This is a genomic window from Flaviramulus multivorans (assembly GCF_021728415.1).
Taxonomy (GTDB): Bacteria; Bacteroidota; Bacteroidia; order Flavobacteriales; family Flavobacteriaceae; genus Sabulilitoribacter; species Sabulilitoribacter multivorans.
Genome location: NZ_JAKKDV010000007.1, coordinates 46599 through 67533 on the forward strand (window position 1 = coordinate 46599; position 20935 = coordinate 67533).

Consider the following 20935-nt stretch of genomic DNA (forward strand, 5'->3'; position numbering starts at 1 on the left):
TGAATTTGAAAATCATAGATTTTCTAATTACTCTTTTGGTAAACGCTTCGCCTCTTCCCAAAATACATCCATTTCAGCCAAAGTCATTTCTTTTAGAGGTTTGTTCAAGTTCTTAGCTTTACTTTCAAGATATTGAAACCTTTTTGAGAATTTTTTATTAGTGCGTTCAAGAGCATTCTCTGGATTGATATTCAAAAATCGTGCATAATTAACCATTGAAAATAAAACATCTCCAAACTCACTTTCTATAGCACTTTTATTGCCCGATTCTACCTCGGTTTTAAATTCATTCAATTCTTCTTCAACTTTTTCCCAGACTTGATGAGGAGCTTCCCAATCAAACCCTACTCCTGCTACTTTTTCTTGTATTCTATTAGCTTTTACTAGGGCTGGTAAACTTTTTGGAACACCCTCTAAAACACTTTTTTTTCCTTCTTTTAGTTTTAAGTTTTCCCAATTACGTTTCACGTCATCTTCATTATCTACTTTTACATCACCATAAATATGTGGGTGTCTGCTAATTAATTTTTCGCAAATACTATTGCATACATCTGCGATATCAAAGTTGTTGGTTTCACTTCCTATTTTAGCATAAAACACAATATGCAATAAAACATCTCCTAGCTCCTTTTTAACTTCATCTAAATCATTATCTAAAATAGCATCACCTAATTCATAAGTTTCTTCAATAGTTAAATGGCGTAAGGTCTCCATGGTTTGTTTTTTATCCCACGGACAGCCTTCTCGCAACTCATCCATTATGGTTAACAATCTATCAAAAGCCTTTAATTGATTTGCTCTAGAATTCATAAAACATATTTCAGTAAAAATACAATTTATAATTATCTAGAAACTTTATTAAAACAAAAAAATCCAGCAAAATTGCTGGATTCTTTTGAATATATATTGATAAAAATCTTAGGCGTTTTGCTTCTTAATTAAATTAAGTGCCGAACCTTCTTTATACCATGCAATCTGCGCATCATTATATGTATGATTTAATTTAATGATATCTTTTGACCCATCTGAATGTACTGCCTCTAACGTTAATTGTTTGTTAGGAGCAAATTCGTTTAAATCTAAAAAGTTAAACGTGTCGTCTTCTTGAATTAAATCATAATCAGCTTCATTTGCAAACGTTAAACCTAACATTCCTTGCTTTTTCAGGTTTGTTTCGTGTATACGCGCAAATGATTTTACAATTACAGCAGCTACACCCAAATGTCTTGGTTGCATAGCGGCATGCTCTCGGGAAGATCCTTCACCATAGTTATGATCTCCAACAACAATAGTTTTAATCCCTTTAGCCTTATACTGACGTTGAACATCTGGTACTCCACCGTATTCACCATTTAATTGATTTTTCACAAAATTGGTTTTTTGGTTGAATGCGTTTACCGCACCAATAAGAGTGTTATTAGCGATATTATCTAAATGGCCTCTAAAACGTAACCAAGGACCTGCCATAGAAATATGGTCGGTTGTACATTTACCAAAAGCTTTAATTAGCAATTTAGCTCCAGTAATTGAGTCTCCGATAGGTAAAAAAGGATCTAAAAGTTGAAGTCTTTCTGAATCACCCGCGACTTTAACTTGAACATGACTACCATCTTCCTCTGGAGCAAGATATCCATTATCTTGTACTTCAAATCCTTTTGGTGGCAATTCCCATCCTGTTGGTTCGTCAAACATCACTTCTTCACCATTTTCATTAATTAGCTTATCTGTCATTGGATTGAAATCTAATCTACCCGCAATAGCAATAGCGGCAGTAATTTCAGGTGATGCCACAAAAGCATGCGTATTTGGATTTCCATCAGCACGTTTTGCAAAATTTCTGTTGAAAGAATGCACAATACTGTTTTTAGGAGCGTTTTTAGGGTCACTATATCTAGCCCATTGACCTATACAAGGTCCACAAGCATTTGTGAATATTTTAGCATCTAATTTTTCAAAAACATTTAAAATACCGTCTCTTTCGGCAGTATATCGTACTTGTTCTGAACCAGGGTTAATACCTAATTCCGCCTTCATTTTAATACCTTTATCTAAAGCTTGTTGTGCAATAGAAGATGCACGAGATAAATCTTCATAAGATGAGTTCGTACAAGAGCCTATCAATCCCCATTCAACAGCAATTGGCCAATCGTTAGCTTTTGCTTTTTCAGACATTTCACCACCAACAGTTGTTGACAAGTCTGGAGTGAATGGTCCGTTTAAAAGTGGTCCTAACTCAGATAAATTAATATCAATAACTTGATCAAAATATAGCTCAGGATTCGCATAAACTTCCGCATCAGCAGTTAAATGCTCTTTTACTTTATTTGCAGCGTCGGCCACATCGGCTCTATCTGTAGAACGTAAATAACGCTCCATAGATTCATCATAACCAAAAGTAGATGTGGTAGCACCTATTTCAGCTCCCATGTTACAAATGGTTCCTTTACCAGTACATGACATTGAAGTGGCTCCTGGTCCAAAATATTCAACAATAGCTCCAGTACCTCCTTTTACGGTAAGAATTTCAGCTACTTTTAAAATAACATCTTTGGGTGCTGTCCAACCCGATAATTTACCAGTTAACCTAACCCCTATTAGTTTTGGAAATTTTAACTCCCAAGCCATACCAGCCATAACATCAACGGCGTCAGCTCCACCAACACCAATAGCTACCATACCTAATCCACCAGCATTAACTGTATGCGAATCTGTACCAATCATCATTCCACCAGGGAAAGCATAATTTTCTAAAACTACTTGGTGAATAATTCCCGCTCCTGGTTTCCAAAAGCCAATTCCATATTTATTTGAAACCGATTCTAAGAAGTTAAAAACCTCACTACTTACGCTATTAGCGTGTTTTAAATCGGCTGCAGCACCTTCTTTAGCTTGAATAAGGTGATCGCAATGCACAGTAGTTGGAACTGCAACTTTAGTTTTACCAGCTTGCATAAACTGCAATAATGCCATTTGCGCTGTGGCGTCTTGACATGCAATTCTATCAGGTGCAAAATCCACATAATCTTTTCCTCTTACAAATGCCTTCTCAGGAGTACCATCCCAAAGGTGAGAATATAGTATTTTTTCAGATAAAGTCAATGGTTTACCCACTATATTGCGCGCCTTATTCACGCGGTCTCCCATTTTGGTGTATACACCTTTTATCATTTCAATGTCAAATGCCATAAAATATATTTTTTGTTTGGTTTTATAAAAAGTAATGCAAGTTACTAAATAAAAACAAAGTTTTAAAAATAAACCAAGTAATACAACATCCTTACAATACTAAATTATTATAGTGATATTAATATTTAATATGATTTATATTTTATTAGAATATTTTAGCTAAAAATGAAGATTTGTTAACCGTAACAATAAATCTAAAATTAAAACAAACTTTTAATTATTTGTTCTTCTGAAATGCCTTCGGCTTCTGCCTTATAGTTTTTAATAATCCGATGTCTCAAAATACTATTAGCAACTGCTTGAACATTTTCAATGTCAGGTGAGAATTTGCCATTAATTGCAGCATGCGTTTTTGCTGCCAATATTAAATTTTGAGAAGCTCTAGGACCTGCGCCCCAATCGATATATGTTTTAACTAAATCAGGTGCTTCATTAGAGTTCGGTCTTGTTTTTCCAACTAAAGAAACTGCATATTCAATCACATTATCTGCTACAGGAATACGACGTATTAAATGTTGAAAATCTATAATTTGTTGAGCCGTATATAAAGGGTTTACTTTAGTTTGCACATCATTTGTTGTTGATTTAACAACCTCAACTTCTTCCTTAAATGAAGGATAATCCAAGTTAATAGCAAACATAAAACGATCTAACTGTGCCTCTGGTAATGGATACGTTCCTTCCTGTTCAATAGGGTTTTGAGTTGCTAATACAAAATACGGTAAACTTAGTTTATAATGGTGACCTGCAACGGTTACAGCACGTTCTTGCATGGCTTCTAGTAAAGCAGCTTGAGTTTTTGGAGGAGTTCTATTTATTTCATCCGCTAAAATAATGTTGGCAAAAATAGGTCCCTTTATAAATTTGAAATGGCGGTCTTCATCTAGAATTTCACTTCCTAAAATATCACTAGGCATTAAATCAGGTGTAAACTGAATACGCTTAAAATCTAAGCCTAAAGCCTGAGCAATCGTATTAACCATCAAGGTTTTTGCTAAACCAGGAACACCAATAAGCAAGGAATGACCTCCTGAAAATATAGAGATTAGAATTTGAGTTACTACTTCATCTTGACCAACAATAACCTTGGCTATTTCGGTTTTTAAATCTTTAAATTGCTGTACAAACTTCTCAATGGCTGCTACATCAGACATAGGCTTACTTTTTTAACCAGTTACTAGAAAACTCACAATTTCTATATTCTCCACTAATTTTTATGTAAGTATCTAATATTTTTTCTTCTTGCCATTTCTCAATTGCTTGAATTTTCTTTTCCTCTTCGGCTAGCTGCTTAATCTTTAAATAATCGCGTGCATAATCAGCAGTGTGCTCATCAATTCTATCGGTAACCGTTAAAATCTTAAATTTCTTTTTGCTTGATCTATCTTCTTCACTTAAAACCAAACTCACTTCACCGTCTTTTAAATCTTGAATTTGAGCATAAAGTTCAGGATCCATTCTTGTTAACTCAAAATTATAATCTTGAGTTGTAGGATTGATTAATTGCCCACCATCATTTTTGGTCTCTTTTTCATCACTAACTTCTCTTGCTGCATCAGCAAAGGATATGTCGCCATTTACTATACGTTGTCTAACCTTCTCTAATCGTTCTTTTGCTTCAGCTACTGCTTCATCCGAAACTCTTGGAATTAATAATATATGAGCAACATCGTATTCTTGTCCTCTAATTTTTTCAAGGGTTATAATATGATATCCAAATTCGGTTTCAAAAGGCTCTGAAATTTCACCCTCTTGCAAACCAAATGCCACTTGCCTAAACTCTTTAACCATTCTAGGTTGCTTTCTATTCAAAGTATATTTTCCTCCTTTACTTGCTGATCCTGGGTCGTCAGAATATAAAATAGCTTTTGAACGGAAACTAGCTCCATTTTCAATAATATCTGCCTTAAATTGTTTCAAACGATCAATAACTCTTTGTTTCTCCTCTTCAGATACTTTAGGTTCTGCCACTATTTGAGCCACTTTTAACTCCGTTCCAAAGGTTGGTAATTCGTCTTTAGGTATTTTATTAAAAAAGGTTCTTACTTCTTCAGGGGTTATTTCAACCTCTTCAATAATTTTCGCTTGCATTTTTTGAGCCAACGTGTTTGCTTTATTAATCTCAAACATTTCATCTCTAAAACTTTTCTCGTCTTCCTTTTTATAAAAAGCTAACAGTCGGTCCATAGAACCATTTGTTTGTTGTAAAAATTGCTCAATCTGATAATCTACTTGTCTTCTTATTTCGGCATCAGACACTTGAATACTATCTTGAATAGCGTGGTGCGCATATAGTTTGTTTTCTAACAGTTTGCCAAATAATTCACAATCTGTAATATCCTTAGTGTCATATCCTCCAGCTTCTAGTTGTAGACGCTCCTTTGAAACATCAGAATCTAAAACAATATAATCCCCTACAACAGCAGCAACACCATCTACCTTTTTTGCTTTTGATAAATCTACCGAATCAACCTTTTTAACAGCTTCTTCTTTAACTTCGTCAGGTATGATTTCTTGGGAGTTCATAACATTTATAGTAAAAAGCGTTATGACTAATAGTGATATGGGTTTCAAATTAATTGTAAATTTCAAATTGTTTATTTTTAATAGCATCTTTTGTGATATCTTTTTCTAATTCTCTAATAAGTTCAAGCTTGCGTTTGTTCACCACTATTTGGTCAATAGTTGGCTTTACATATTCTAATGGCGCCGTATCGTTTCGAAGCAGCACATCATTAATTTGCATCAAATATACTCCTAATGAATCTTTGAGTTGTACAAAATTAGATTTTTTTAACAGTTGATTTTTATTTTCGGCTGTAACCGCAGGAATTTTATTAATAACTTGATTTAATTTTATCCAAATAGAGTCATTTAATGAATATGATTTAAATTGAATTGATATAGAATCTAACACCTTTTTATCATTTGCATTGAAGCGCAGAAACCTTTCCTTAATTTTGTTATAGTCAATAATGTTTTCATCAACATGCACATAACGAAACTTTATCAATTCTTCATTTAACTTAAAAATTTCTTGGTTTTCGTTATAATAGGCTTCAGCTTCCTCTATTTTCACAACGGTATCGATACTTCTTTTTACCAATGCCTCAAGATAAGCCTTCGTGTATAAATCATTTTTATATTGCACAACCAATTTATTAAAGGCCTCTTGCTTTTCATCACTTAAATTAAGCATTGCGCCATCTACAAAAAGTTGTTGAGTAGCCCATCGGTTTATAAAGTTTTGCACTACAATGGTGCTATCTTCAGTTGATGCGCCTTCAGGTACTAAATTCTTTATGTCATCAAAATATAAATAAGTTTCATTAACTCGGGCAACAGGAACTCTGTCGTCTGATTTTTTAAAAAAATCGCATGACGTTACTAGAATTACTAATAAAATTATACTGGCTTTAATTCGCACTATGGATTGTTTATTTGAGCTTTTACTTTCTTTAAAGCCTCTTGATTAATTTCAACTTTGTACTTCTCACTTAATTCCTTTACCCAATTCTCTTCTTTAAAAGTTTGATAATCACTTATCACTAAACCTTTAGCTTCTTCAAAAGATTTTGGACTTACGGGTAATACGTCTTTTACTTGAACCAAAACAAATGTGTCATTATGGTTATAAATTTTTGAAATTCCTTTAACAAAATTAAAGTCTTTAGGAAGGGCTTGATGGTTTGAATCGAAAATACCAGATGTAAAGATAACTTCAATTTTATCATTACTATTAACCAATGCTTTTATTTGCTCCAAATTCATTTTTTTCTCTAATAATTCGGAAACTTTTTTAAGTGTTTTCTGCTTTGGCGAAGAAGCTATAACAGCATCTATACGCTTGGGTAAAACATATTTGTCTTTATTTTTATTAAAGTACTCTTGAATATTTATTGAATCTGTTTTAGCCACATTCCATATAGTAGTTTCCATAAGTTCAAATAAGAGCAAACCATCACGATATTCGTTGACTATATGAGCAAAATCTTCGTTTTCATCTTCCAAATTATCTTCGTGATATGCAATAACATTCTCGCTTAAAAAAGATTCATATTTGTCTGATATAACTGATTTATACGACCCTTTTTGAGTTTGAGTACGCTGAGTCTTTAACAGGTAATTTCCAAAATCGCCAAACGATAATTGCTTTTTACCAATTTTAATTAAAGGTTTTTCCGCTGTAAAATCCGATGGCAATTTCCAAGTTTTTTTAAAATAGTCGTCAGTAAAAATAGATTCAAAATATGAGAGCGCAGGTTGTGTATCAGTAATATTGTAACGCTTTTTCAATTTCTTAGTAAGTGCTTCATCTATTAGTTTCGATCTACCATCGCGTTTAACCTTTTCTATTAATTCTGGCTTTATCGCTTCAAATTCTGATATTGGCTTTTTACCATATAATTTCACAATATGCCAACCAAAGTTTGTTTTAAAAGGTTTTGATACATCTCCTATATTCTCCAAACCAAATGCAACATCTTCAAATTCTTGAACACTAATTTGTCCACCAGAAAATGGTGCTAATTTACCTCCTTTAGGTGCAGAATTTTTATCATCGGAAAATTGTTTTGCTAAAGACTCAAAGTCTTCTCCTTGATTTAGCTTTTTATAAATTTCCTGAATTCTAACTTCAGATTTTTCGGCTAATGAATCGTTTGGTTTTTCAACAACCATTATATGTGCCACGGTGCGTTCGCCTCTGGATTTTCTTTTGTCTATCACGTTTACTATATGGTAACCAAATTGGGTTCTAAAGGGTTGAGAAATATCTCCAACATTTGTGTTAAATGCTATGTTTTCAAACTTATAAACCATTTTAAAACCTGAAAAATACCCTAGTTTTTCTCCGTAAATGGTTTGACCATTATGGACTTCTTCTCTTACTTTTTCAAACCCTTCTTTTAGAGCTCTTTCACGTAACTTAATAATGCCGTTATAGGCATTCAATGTATCTTGAGGACTCGCATTTTCATCAACTTTAACTAAAATATGACTTGCATTAATATCATAAGATATCCGTTCGTAGGCTTCTTCAACCAAAGCATCCGTTACTTTAGTATCCGTCATATAATTTTTTGCTAGTTGCTTTTTGTAATTAGACAACTCTCGTAAATAAGATGGTTTTGTATTTAAGCCTAAGGTATTCGCTTCTTTTAACTTTAATTTGTAATTAGTGAAAAGCTCTAAATAAGTGTCAACATCCTTTTGAGATTCATCTTGAACCAAATCCAAATTTTTATTATAAACTCTTAAAAACTCTGAAGCATAAACAGGTTCGTCGCCAACCGTAAAAAGCACATCATCTGATGCGGATTGTGCATTAACATTTAATATTAATAATGAAAAAATTAAAGTGAAATAAAAATTCAATTTCATCTGTTTAGATTTTATTGTTTTTAATTAGTTTGATGCAATTCGTCATTAAACAATTTGATTGATTTAAAGAAGAAAATAATTATTAAACGATTACAAAAATACTAATATATACCTATTTTACAAGTTGTTTTAAAACGGTTAAAGAAAACAAATATTATACTATTAATGATTACTTTTAAGAAATATTTTATCTTAATTTTAAAACAAAAAATTCGAAAAAGTTAGATGCGTAAATTAAAACTGATATGGGATTTTTATGGTCCTGATGCGAGTAAAATTGCTGAACACCATGAAATTCATTTAAAGGAATATATAAAATTAGAAAAACTAAATATTTCTATAACAGGACACGAAGCGATAAATGATATACATTCTATTGCTTTTTTAGTAGTTGATGAAGACAAAATGAAACCCATAAGAGACGCCTTAAAACCGCATAGAGGTCAAGTTTATACTTCATAATTTGAATATTTGCCTATTTGACTTTGTAAAAAATTTCTACTACCTTCGTTTAACTGCTGATATAAACAATTAAAAAAGTTCATATAAAACATTGTAACACATTTAAAGACATCTTATCAATGAAGAAAGTAATAAAAATTTTAATAATTTTAATTTCAGTAATTGCTTGTTCAGATGATGATTCGAAAAATAAGCAACAAACCGATGAATTTCCAACAGACATTACTCTATCTACTCTATCAGCAGAAATTGGAGATGTTTTGACAATAAATGGTAATGGTTTTTCAGTAAATGAAATTTATATAGTAACTTTTACAAATAATATTATTGGAAATATAATAGAAACTAATAGCTCCTTTTTAAAAGTGGAAATTCTAGAAAACACTGAATCTGGTGATATTTACTTAACTCTAAACAATCAAACTGAAATAATTGGTAACATTGAAATTGTTAATTCAAATAACTGTGAAAAATTGGAAGATCTAATATTTACAGGAGATATAAACATTACGAATCAGGAAGAGTTAATAGCTTTTGGTAATGAAAAATATACTACTATTAATGGCAATCTCAATATTTCCGGAGTTAATGATTTATCCCCTATTTCACATTTAAGAGAAACAAAAGGTTTTGTTATAAAAAATACAAATTTAGAGAATCTTAATGGTTTGGATTGCTTAAAAAGTACAGGCGGGAGGTATTTAAAAATCATTTCTAACCCTTTATTAAAAGATATTACTGGATTATCAAATATTGAATATACTGGATTATTAACAATTATTGATAATCAATCATTAATTAATACAAATGGAATTTCTAATATTAGAATAGGTAGTATTACAATTGAAAATAATAACTCCTTAATATCAATTAGTGAGTTTCCAGACGATTTAGAAAATATGCAAGATTGTTGGGGTTCTCAATGTGAGAAAAATATTATTATTAAAGATAATAGCTTGTTAATGAATATGGATGGATTACTAAAAATTAAAACGTTATTTCTTAAATCGCTAATTATAGATAATAATGATTCGTTAACGAACCTAAATGGTTTATCTAATTTAGAAAATATTAATCATCCCATAGATGGAGCTTCTACAGTTTCTATTGTCAATAATGACAATCTAACCAATCTAGATGGTTTTTCAAAGTTAGAATCTTTAATTTATTATACTTTTCCTGATTCCAATTTTGGTAAATTAGAAATAAAGAATAATATTAGTTTAACTAATTTTTGCGGATTTAAAAAATCTGCTAATTATACTAATTATTTTTATTTAAGGTATGATATCTCTGATAACGCCTATAATCCTACTTTTGAGCAAATAAAAACATCAGAAGGCTGCTCTAACTAAAAAAATTGTAGGAGACGATTAATAGCGTTTGTAAAACGATGATAAATAAAAAAACATGTTACAACACAGTATATAAAACATTGCTGGTGTTGTGCTAAAACAAAGATCGTTGCACGTATGCTACATCTGATTTCCCTTTGGAAAATCCCCGCACACAATCACGCATCTTTCCATGTAAATAAACGTTAAACGAAATTACTTTTCTTTTTTAAAAACATAGGTATAAAGCCACATTAGTGTAAAGGTTGGAATAACATCAAACCCAGGTAGTGCTTCTTCAACAAAAGTTACAACACCAGCAATTTTACCAGCCTTACCCTTATAAAGTTTGGTCATTAACCACCCCGAAATTGGTGCCCATATAATATCTGAGAATTCTCCAATACCAGGAATTATAAAAGACACATAACCAAGAGCATCTAAAACAATCCCAATTATTAATTTTTTGTATTTATTCATTAAGTAATTTTAATCACCTGTATATAAGCAAGAAACATACCATATTTTAAACAAAAGTTATTTTCCAATAAGCTTTAAAAATTCGTTTCTGGTTTCACTTTTTTCAAATTGTCCTCTAAACCCAGACGTTGTGGTTACAGAATTTTGTTTTTGCACACCCCGCATCATCATACACATATGCGATGCTTCAATAACCACAGCAACACCCTGTGGTTTAAGCGTATCATTTATACAATCTAAAATCTGTTCTGTAAGACGTTCTTGTACTTGTAATCGTCGAGCAAAAACATCAACAATCCGTGGTAACTTACTTAGCCCTACTATATAACCATTCGGTATATAGGCTATATGTGCTTTACCAAAAAATGGTAAAATATGATGTTCGCAAAGCGAGTATAGTTCTATATCCTTAACAATAACCATCTCGTTATACGACTCCTTGAACATAGCGCCTTTTAAGATTTCAACGGGGTCTTGATGATAGCCTTGAGTTAAAAATTGCATTGCTTTAGCAGCACGTTCGGGCGTTTTTAGAAGTCCATCACGCTTGGTGTTTTCCCCAAGGTCTTCAATAATATTTTTATACCTGTTTTTTACATCATCTGTAATCTGTATGTTGTATTCTTCTAATTTTTTATAAGGCATCGTGTTTCTTTTAAAGCTTAAAAATAAGCATAATTACCGTTCCCATCAAAATAACCAAAACATTAACAAAATCTAAGTTTTTTTAACGTTTAGTTATGAATATCATTTTAAAAGCAATCTTAGATTTGTAATACAAAACTGTAACGTTTTGTTTTTTCTATGGTCTTTTTTTTAAAGATTATAGTACTGTCATCAATCAAAAATCATCAAATGAAAATACGCCACTACGTATTTATTGTCACTCTTTTTAGTATTTCATCAATACTGGCACAAGTAGAAAAAAAATCGCTTAAAATTGAAAAAACAAATACACCGCCTAAAATAGATGGTATTTTAGATGATGGTGTTTGGGAAATCGCTGACGAAGCTAAAGACTTTACACAATTTAGGCCTGAAATGGGTGTTGTTGAAAAACAGCATCAAAAAACCATTGTAAAAATGACTTATGATGACCAAGCCATATATATTGCAGCCTATCTAAAAGACAAACCAGAAGATATACAAAAGCAATTTACTAGTAGAGATAATTTCGGGCAATCAGATTTTTTTGCAGTAGCTTTAAACCCCAATAATGATGCACAAAACGACACTATGTTTTTTGTTTTTAGCTCTGGAACCCAAGCTGATGCTACAGCTTCACCAAGTAACGGAGAGGATTTTGGATGGAATGCTGTTTGGGATAGTGCGGTTAAAATTGTTGATGATGGTTGGATAGTTGAAATGAAAATACCTTATCGGGCTTTACGTTTTTCAAATGACGAAGTACAGACTTGGGGCTTACAATTTCATAGGCGTTTTAGAATTGATAATTCACAATATTCATGGAACCCAATTGATCGTACTAAAGGTAATGTTGGTTTGTATCATGGAGAGCTTACTGGAATAAGAAATATTGAACCACCAACACGATTAAGTTTTTATCCTTTTACCTCGGTAATTTATGACAACATGGATACGCCTAATTATAATATTGGGATGGACGTAAAATATGGTATTACGGAAAATTTCACATTGGATGCGACTCTTATTCCCGATTTTAGTCAGGCAGCTTTTGATAATGTTAGGCTCAACTTAGGACCTTTTGAGCAAACATTTAATGAACAACGCCAGTTTTTTACTGAAGGTGTTGATCTTTTTAATAAGGGTAATTTATTTTTCTCCAGACGTATTGGTAGTAGCCCAACTGGGTCTCCGACAGTTAATGATAATGAAGAAGTTTCCGATTATCCATCAGAAGTAAAAACATTAAACGCTCTAAAAGTATCGGGTAGAACAAAAAAAGGCTTAGGAATTGGTTTTTTTAATGCTATAACCGATGTTACAGAAGCTACTATTACCGATACCCTAACTGGCATATCACGAAAGGAAGTTGTAGAACCATTGGCTAACTACAATATTTTAGTAGTAGACCAACAGTTTAATGGAAATTCATCTGTAAGTCTTATAAATACTAATGTAACTAGAGATGGACATTTTAGAGATGCCAATGTAACGGGGCTTTTAGCTGATATTTCTAATAAAAGAAATACCTATAACATTATTGGGCAAATAAAAATGAGTAATCTAAACTTAACAGAAGGTATTCAAACGGGTTTAAGTTCCCTTTTCTATATTGGAAAATCTCACGGGAAATTTAGATATAGTTTTGATCATAGCTTTGCAAACGAAGGTTACGATATAAATGATTTAGGGCTAAATTTTAGAAATAATTACAGCAATTTTGGGGTTGATGCCAGCTATCAAATTTTCGAACCTACTAAAAAATTAAACAATTTCTCAATAAATACTTATGTAAATTACAGGAGATTATACAAACCTGACACGTTTACGGGTGCCAATTTTGGAATTAATTTAAATGCGCAAACAAAAAAGTTGTTGTGGTATGGATTCAATATTAATTTTGAACCTGGTAAGCAATATGACTATTTTGAACCCAGAGATTTTGAAAACAAACGTTTTTTTATTTATGAAAATTTTGGATTTATTGGAGGGTGGTTTCAAACCAATTCTAATAAAATGTTATCATTAGATTTTAATACTGGAAGCTTTGCCATATTTGATGGCGAAAGGGATTTATTTGGGTATAATTTTAATCTAGAACCAACGGTTCGATTTAATGATAAGTTTAGAATATCTTATGAGTATTCCTATAGAAATAATAAAGGAAGTCGGGGGTTTGTAAATAATATAGGTAATGATATTATATTTGGGGAACGCGACATAATATCGGTTGAAAACAGTTTTTCTGGAGCCTATAATTTTAATCCTTTTCATGCGCTTTCGCTAACACTAAGAAATTTTTGGAGTACCGTTACGTACGATACGGGATTATTTAGTTTAGAACTAGATGGTACCTTAAGTAGAGAAGATGGTTACACAACAGATGATGTTGATAATCCAAATATTAACTTTAATACCTGGAACTTTGATTTAAGATACTCATGGCAATTTGCCCCTGGAAGTCAGTTAACGGCACTATATAGAAACTCGCTGTTTAATTCTAATAATGCATCCAAAGATTCTTATTTTGATAGCTTAAATACCCTATTTGATAAACCTTTGCAGCATATCTTCTCTTTGAGATTGCAGTATTTTATAGATTACAACAATATTAAAGGTGCGTTTAAAAAGAAACCTACTTCATAATTGTGCATCACATCATAATGTAGTAAATTCACAGCTGTTATTTTTTATAAATGATTCAAGCAAAAAATATTCATAAATATTACGGCGATTTACAAGTTTTAAAAGGTGTTGATATTCACATCAAAAAGGGGGAAATCGTATCTATTGTTGGAGCATCTGGTGCTGGTAAAACAACGTTGCTTCAAATTTTAGGCACTTTAGACCGAGCCTCAAAAAAAGAAGAATTTGAATTAATTATCAATAATACCAACATAAACACGCTTGGTGATAAAGCCTTAGCTAAATTTAGAAATGAACACATTGGTTTTATATTTCAATTTCATCAATTATTACCAGAATTTACGGCCTTGGAAAACGTTTGTTTACCAGCATTTATAAAAGGCACTAAAAAAAGTGATGCAGAAAATCGTGCCAAGGAGTTACTCGATTTTTTAGGGTTATCGCATCGTCATCATCACAAACCAAGTGAACTTTCTGGAGGAGAACAACAACGTGTAGCAGTTGCTAGAGCCCTGATTAATAATCCTGATTTAATTTTTGCTGATGAGCCTTCAGGCAATTTAGATAGCGAGTCGGCAGAGAATTTACATAATCTCTTTTTTAAACTGCGTGATGAGTTTGGTCAAACTTTCGTAATTGTAACACACAATGAAGAATTTGCAAATATGGCCGATAGAAAATTAACCATGGTTGATGGAAATATAGTTTCTTGATTTGATTCCTTTCAAAAAATTATTAATGTATTAATAATTAAAGTGTTAAAATTTTTCGTAAATTAGAAGGTATATTTTCGAACTCCTTAATTTTTTAACTATGAGATTTTTCTTCACCACCGTATTAATAGCCCTTTTATTAGTTTCATGTAAAAATGATAAAGCATTAGAAAAAAAAGATGTTTCTCCAGAAAAAGAAAAGCATAGTCTAGTAGGCGTATGGAAAATGGTAGGTTATTATAACTACCAAGATAATAAAGTATCGGATTCTTTTATGAGTAATGAAAGATACCAACAGATAAAGATTTATTCCCCTTCAAAAGTTATGTGGAGCCGTTTAAACAGAATTGACTCTACAGATTGGTTTGGGTATGGCGATTATAAAATTACAGATAGCACGCTAGTAGAATCACTTGTTTATGGTTCAAATACCATGAAACCTGCTATTGAAACTAATAATGTTTTCAGTTTTGAGCTTATTCTAAATGGAGATACATTTAGCCAAATTTCCATTGATGAAAATGGCGATCGTGTATTAGCCGAAAATTATATTAGAATAGAATAGTTTACCCCAAAATAAAGGTTGTTATTTAAAAACTGTTGTTACTTTTGTTGAGTAAAGCTCAATAATTGACAAATATTAACGCTTCTGAATTAAAGGATTTCCTCGATAGTAAGGTCGAACAATACAACAATCCAAAGTTTATTGAAAGTGACCCCATTCAAATACCTCATCAGTTTTCGATAAAAGAAGACATAGAAATTGCTGGTTTTTTAACTGCAACTATCGCTTGGGGTAATCGCAAAAGTATTATTAATAATGCTAGCAAACTGATGTGTTTGCTTGACAATACTCCTTATGATTTTGTGGTGAATCATCAAGAAAGCGATTTGGAAAAACTACTCCCTTTTGTTCACAGAACTTTTAATGGCGATGATTGCATTCAGTTTGTCAAGTGTCTAAAACATATCTATACGAATCATGGCGGACTTGAAAAACTATTCGCCAAAAACGCGGAAGAATATTCCCTTCAAAAATCCATATCAAAATTTAAAGCCACTTTTTTCGAAATTGAGCATTTACGACGCACACAAAAACATGTAAGTGATCCCTTTAAAAATTCAGCCGCTAAACGTATAAACATGTTTTTACGCTGGATGGTTAGAAATGATAAAACAGGCGTTGATTTCGGAATATGGAAAAGCCTCTCTCCCACTCAACTCTCTTGTCCTTTAGATGTGCATTCAGGAAATGTAGCCAGAAAATTAGGTTTGTTAAAACGAAAACAAAATGACGCTAAAGCTCTATTAGAGCTTGATCAAAGCTTAAGAAAATTCGATAAAAACGATCCCGTAAAATATGATTTCGCTTTGTTTGGTTTAGGTGTTTTTGAAGGCTTTTAACAGTTTCTTTTCATATATTTATAAATTATAAACTAACATTATTAAAATGAAATATTATTTAGTTTTTCTTGTATCGTTATCTACTGTAATTGTGTTTTCACAAAAAAGAAAAATTCCTTTAGACACAACTGTTGTCACTAAACATAATACCACTATTAAAGGGGTCAGTTTTTCATATACAGCAACCACTGGTACACAACCCGTTTGGAATACTAAAGATGAGCCAATAGCCACTTTATATTACACGTATTATGAGCGAGACAATGTTAAAGATAGAGCTAACAGACCACTTATTATTTCCTTTAATGGTGGTCCAGGGTCAGCTTCTGTTTGGATGCACGTTGCATATACCGGCCCTAAAATTTTAAACATTGATGATGAAGGTTACCCAGTGCAACCATATGGTGTTAAAAATAACCCAAACTCCATTTTGGATGTTGCCGATATTGTTTATGTAAATCCTGTAAATACTGCGTATTCAAGAATGGTTGAAGACAAAGATGGTAACCTGCCAAAGCGCGAAACCTTTTTTGGTATTAATGCCGATATCAAATACTTAGCAGAATGGATTAACACTTTTGTTTCAAGAAAAAATAGATGGGAATCCCCTAAATATATTATTGGTGAAAGTTACGGTGGCACTCGTGTTATGGGTTTAGCTGAAGAGTTACAAAATAGTCAATGGATGTATTTAAATGGTGTCATTTTAGTATCTCCAGCCGATTATAAATTGTATAGTACGTCTCAACCCATATATTCTGCATTAAACTTACCTTATTATACCGCAGCCGCTTGGTATCAACAAGTTTTACCGGCTGAGTTACAGCAAAAAGATTTATTAGATATATTACCAGAAGTTGAAGATTATACTATAAATAATGTCATGCCAGCCATTGCTAAAGGCGGATTTATATCTGACAGTGAAAGACAAAATGTAGCTGAAAAAATGGCTTATTATTCAGGATTGTCAAAAAAGTCTATTTTACAACATAACTTAGATATTCCTACCTCCTTTTTTTGGAAAGAATTATTACGTGATGAAACTGGACATACTATTGGGCGTTTAGACTCTAGATATTTGGGCATCGATAAGACTGAAGCTGGTAACTCACCCGATTATAGCCCAGAATTAACCATGTGGAATCATGCCTTTACACCTGCAATAAACTATTATATTAGAGAACATTTAAACTTTAAAACAGATACAAAATATAATGTTTTTGGTGATGTGCATCCTTGGGATAGAAGAAATGACAATACGCGTGAAGGTTTACGACAAGCTATGGCACAAAATCCGTATTTAAAAGTATTAATACAATCTGGATATTATGATGGTGCTACAACCTATTTTGCTGCAAAATATACGATGTGGCAAGTAGATCCGAGCGGTAAAATGAAGGATAGATTTACTTTTAAAGGCTATAGAAGTGGACATATGATGTATTTAAGAAAAGACGATTTAATCTCAGCTAATGATGATTTACGTGAGTTTATAAATAACTCATTATCAAAAGGGAAACCTGCGAAATATATTAAAGAATAAAAATAGTCTGGATTTAAATGAAATTTCTGCCTTCGCAGGAATGATAAAAAGAAAAACGACTGACAAATAATAATTCGTCAGTCGTTTTTATATTTAAAAATTTAACTCGATTAACCCTTCAACCAGGCTTTACGCAATGCTTTTTGTGCATCGGTAGCATCTGCTTTTTCCATAATAGCTTCACCAGTTGTATAAGTTGGTGTAACAGTTGTTTTTATAACTACTTCTTCACCATTTCTATCTAATTTAACTTCAATTTCTTGCCCTGGTTTCCAGCTAAACACTTTTTGCAATAATTGGTTAGCATTTTGCAACGTTAAATCTTCACCGTTAATCGTTTTAATAACATCATTTGGCTGTGCCCCATTTTCTGCCCAAAAACTATTTTCCAATATTACATCTGTAAAGAAAATAGTTCCTTTTTGTGGGTCGCCACTCACTATGGGCGCACCATTCATCATAATATAGTTGGTTTCAGTTCTTCCTTCTCCAATTTCTAAACCAACTTTAGCAAAAAACTCATTATAATTTATAGGTAAATCTCCAACAACATGCGTATTTAAAAACTCACCAACTGAAGGATAAGTCATCGCGGTTATTTCATCAATAAGCTTATCGTCCTCAAACGGTTTATTTTTACCGTATTTGTTTGATAACTCTTTCATTAAAGATAAAATACCTCTATTGCCGTTACTTTCTTCGCGCATAATAATATCAATACACATTCCAATTAAAGCGCCCTTTAAGTATACATTATAGTATTGATCTTTATAAGGAGCTTTAAGAACATTCTCACTCATTACAGTAAAACTCATAGCATCATTCAAACGTCTTGAACTCTGAATTTTACCCATGATTTTATTAAGAAACTCCGTTTCATCAACTAAACCTTGATCGACTTGAAATAAATTTGCAAAATACTCAGTAACGCCTTCGTACATCCATAAATGCTTGGAGAATGTTGGATTGTTATAATCAAAATAATGTACATCTTCCGAATGCACACTTAAAGGTGTTACAATATGAAAAAATTCATGTGCTATCGTCTCTATTAAAGCTTCGTTTAATGCATCTTCTTCCATAGCTTCTGGAAAAACAGCTACTGTAGATGTGTGGTGCTCAAGAGCTCCGTAGCCTTTCGCAGATTGTTCCCCTCCATCAGATAGATAAAGAAAAATATGATAGCTAGGTGTACTATTAATGTCTCCCAAATATGTTTTCTGAGCTTGCATCATCTTATACATGGCCTCCTTTATTGAAGCAGCAGAATGTGTTTTGTTTTGAGAATATACACTTAAAACTACTTTTATATCACCCACTTGAAACTCTTCAACTTCTAAGTTTCCGTACATCATTGGGTTATCGGTAATGTCAAAATATCTTGGCGCAAAATAGGTGGTGGTGATATTTTTACCATCATCACTCATTTTAGAACTCACACTTTTTAGTGCAGACGTACGAACAAAACTAGCATCAGCGGTAACATCAAGCTTGTATTGATTGTTCTTTAGAGAATCAAAATAACCAATAAAACCATGTAGGTTTAAAACATAATTTTCGGGTTCAATATTTGTTCCTGATGGCGAGAAAGGTGTGTCTTCACCTATACCTCCATTTTTTTCAATATCAAAAGTATCGTTTACTAAATAAGTAATTTTATCCAATTGTTTTGCATTGGAAATTGTCCATGTATTAGTATCAACTTTGTTTAAAGCCATTTCATTGCCTTGATAATCAAAAGCTTTGAAATCGTCTACATATTTACCAAAATCACTTACAGCATAGGTTCCTTGAACTACTTTAGGTAATCGGTAAGTTACTGTTTCAACAGTAAAACGTCCAGGGTTTATAGTAACTGGCGCCTTATCATTTGCGACATTTGCTAAGTTTATTGAAGTCTCAATCGGTACATTTATGGCTAAATCGTTACTCGTGTTTTTAGTTGAAGTACAACTTACCAACAAAATACTAACCATTAATAATGAAGAAAAAAATCTTGTTTTCATGTATATATTTTAAGTTTTTTAAGTGACGTGCAAATTACTATTATGTTACGTCCTAACTTCTTAATATTATGTTAAAAGAGTAAATATGTATATTCGCTTTATGCAAAAAAAACTAGTTAGCATACTTATACCTTTTAAGAATACTGAAGCCTTTATAAGCGACTGTATGACCTCTATATTACAACAGACCTATAAAAATTGGGAGGTGATTATTGTAGACGATAATTCAATTGATAATAGTTATAATATAGTTAATGGTTTTGCGGAAAAAGATGCTAGAATAAGGCTTTTAAAAAATTCAGGAAACGGTATTATTGATGCCCTTCAGTTGGCTTTTAAACACAGTAAAGGTGAGTTTATAACCCGAATGGATAGCGACGATATAATGCGCCCAAACAAATTGGAAGTTTTAGTGAATAAATTATTAAGCCATGGCAAAGAACATCTTGCTACAGGCCTTGTTAAATATTTTTCTAAAGATGGTGTTAATGACGGGTATAAAAAATATGAAGCTTGGTTAAACAAGCTAACAAAATCAGGAAACAACTACGCTGAAATCTATAAAGAATGTGTAATTCCATCGCCATGTTGGATGGTACATCGAGATGATCTTATTGCTTGTGATGGTTTTAACCCACATCGCTATCCTGAAGATTATGACTTAACTTTTAGGTTTTATAAGCATCAACTTAAATGTATCCCGTGTAGCGACATTTTACACGATTGGCGTGATTATAGCTATCGTACTTCACGTACAGATGAGCATTATGCTTTAAACCATTTTTTAGATATTAAGTTACACTATTTTTTAGAGTTAGATTATATCCCAGAAAAAACATTAGTAGTTTGGGGAGCAGGTAAAAAAGGCAAAAAAGTGGCTAGTACATTTATAGAAAAAAACATACCTTTTGAATGGATTTGTGACAACCCAAAAAAAATTGGTAAAGAAATTTATGGCGTTGTTTTAAAACCATTTAATTTTTTGGAACGAATAAGCAATACCCAAAGTATTATTACCGTTGCTAATGAAAATTCACAAAAGGAAATATTAACCTACATGGAAAAACTAAATATGAAATCATTTGAAGATTATATCTTCTTTTGTTAATTGAAAAAAATATGTAGCTTTGACAA

General features: G+C 32.1%; 17 protein-coding genes. 8 read left to right on the forward strand and 9 right to left on the reverse strand.

Features of this window, described 5'->3' with window-relative positions; all coding sequences use genetic code 11:
* Positions 1-27 precede the first annotated feature (27 nt).
* The 6 genes from mazG to L3X39_RS13520 all read right to left on the reverse strand — a co-directional run bounded on the left by mazG (position 28) and on the right by L3X39_RS13520 (position 8568).
* Positions 28-810, reverse strand: coding sequence for a nucleoside triphosphate pyrophosphohydrolase (gene mazG / locus L3X39_RS13495; protein ID WP_237232389.1), 783 nt, complete (start codon positions 808-810; stop codon positions 28-30).
* A 108-nt stretch (positions 811-918) separates the two neighbouring features.
* On the reverse strand, positions 919-3186 hold the full coding sequence (locus L3X39_RS13500) for an aconitate hydratase (RefSeq protein WP_237232390.1): 2268 nt from the start codon (positions 3184-3186) through the stop codon (positions 919-921).
* Positions 3187-3386: 200 nt separating this feature from the next.
* Positions 3387-4340, reverse strand: coding sequence for an AAA family ATPase (locus tag L3X39_RS13505; protein WP_237232391.1), 954 nt, complete (start codon positions 4338-4340; stop codon positions 3387-3389).
* Positions 4341-4344: 4 nt separating this feature from the next.
* Positions 4345-5799, reverse strand: coding sequence for a peptidylprolyl isomerase (locus tag L3X39_RS13510; RefSeq protein WP_237232392.1), 1455 nt, complete (start codon positions 5797-5799; stop codon positions 4345-4347).
* Positions 5762-6613 carry a peptidyl-prolyl cis-trans isomerase gene (locus L3X39_RS13515; protein ID WP_237232393.1) on the reverse strand — a complete coding sequence of 284 codons (852 nt, stop codon included), beginning with the start codon at positions 6611-6613 and terminating at the stop codon, positions 5762-5764. The genes L3X39_RS13510 and L3X39_RS13515 overlap by 38 nt, the downstream gene beginning before the upstream one ends.
* A complete protein-coding gene (locus L3X39_RS13520) occupies positions 6613-8568 on the reverse strand; it encodes a peptidylprolyl isomerase (protein WP_237232394.1) in 1956 nt (651 codons plus the stop codon). The genes L3X39_RS13515 and L3X39_RS13520 overlap by 1 nt, the downstream gene beginning before the upstream one ends.
* Before the next feature lie 225 nt (positions 8569-8793).
* Between L3X39_RS13520 and L3X39_RS13525 the strand changes: the two genes are divergently transcribed.
* Together L3X39_RS13525 and L3X39_RS13530 are read left to right on the forward strand one after the other, a co-directional pair.
* Entirely contained in the window at positions 8794-9030 is a 237-nt protein-coding gene (locus L3X39_RS13525) for a hypothetical protein (protein WP_237232395.1), read from the forward strand.
* A gap of 119 nt (positions 9031-9149) precedes the next feature.
* A complete protein-coding gene (locus L3X39_RS13530) occupies positions 9150-10385 on the forward strand; it encodes a hypothetical protein (protein WP_237232396.1) in 1236 nt (411 codons plus the stop codon).
* A 195-nt stretch (positions 10386-10580) separates the two neighbouring features.
* Here L3X39_RS13530 and L3X39_RS13535 read toward each other — a convergent pair whose 3' ends face one another.
* Together L3X39_RS13535 and folE are read right to left on the reverse strand one after the other, a co-directional pair.
* Positions 10581-10844: a hypothetical protein gene (locus L3X39_RS13535; RefSeq protein WP_237232397.1), complete on the reverse strand. Its 264-nt coding sequence runs from the start codon at positions 10842-10844 to the stop codon at positions 10581-10583.
* A 57-nt stretch (positions 10845-10901) separates the two neighbouring features.
* On the reverse strand, positions 10902-11489 hold the full coding sequence (gene folE / locus L3X39_RS13540; protein ID WP_237232398.1) for a GTP cyclohydrolase I FolE: 588 nt from the start codon (positions 11487-11489) through the stop codon (positions 10902-10904).
* 210 nt (positions 11490-11699) lie between these two features.
* On the opposite strand from folE, the gene L3X39_RS13545 reads away from it, so the two are divergent.
* From L3X39_RS13545 to L3X39_RS13565, 5 genes are all read left to right on the forward strand, one after another.
* Entirely contained in the window at positions 11700-14135 is a 2436-nt protein-coding gene (locus tag L3X39_RS13545) for a DUF5916 domain-containing protein (protein ID WP_237232399.1), read from the forward strand.
* A gap of 50 nt (positions 14136-14185) precedes the next feature.
* Entirely contained in the window at positions 14186-14848 is a 663-nt protein-coding gene (locus L3X39_RS13550) for an ABC transporter ATP-binding protein (RefSeq protein ID WP_237232400.1), read from the forward strand.
* Between the two features lie 100 nt (positions 14849-14948).
* Positions 14949-15413 carry a DUF4488 domain-containing protein gene (locus tag L3X39_RS13555; RefSeq protein ID WP_237232401.1) on the forward strand — a complete coding sequence of 155 codons (465 nt, stop codon included), beginning with the start codon at positions 14949-14951 and terminating at the stop codon, positions 15411-15413.
* Positions 15414-15487: 74 nt separating this feature from the next.
* Positions 15488-16252: a TIGR02757 family protein gene (locus L3X39_RS13560; protein ID WP_237232465.1), complete on the forward strand. Its 765-nt coding sequence runs from the start codon at positions 15488-15490 to the stop codon at positions 16250-16252.
* A gap of 46 nt (positions 16253-16298) precedes the next feature.
* Positions 16299-17795, forward strand: a complete 1497-nt coding sequence (locus tag L3X39_RS13565; protein WP_237232402.1) for a S10 family peptidase — start codon at positions 16299-16301, stop codon at positions 17793-17795.
* Positions 17796-17905: 110 nt separating this feature from the next.
* Here L3X39_RS13565 and L3X39_RS13570 read toward each other — a convergent pair whose 3' ends face one another.
* Positions 17906-19801 (reverse strand): M61 family metallopeptidase, encoded by a 1896-nt coding sequence (locus tag L3X39_RS13570; RefSeq protein WP_237232403.1) that lies wholly within the window; start codon positions 19799-19801, stop codon positions 17906-17908.
* Positions 19802-19901: 100 nt separating this feature from the next.
* On the opposite strand from L3X39_RS13570, the gene L3X39_RS13575 reads away from it, so the two are divergent.
* A complete protein-coding gene (locus L3X39_RS13575) occupies positions 19902-20909 on the forward strand; it encodes a glycosyltransferase family 2 protein (protein ID WP_237232404.1) in 1008 nt (335 codons plus the stop codon).
* The last annotated feature ends 26 nt before the right edge of the window (positions 20910-20935 follow it).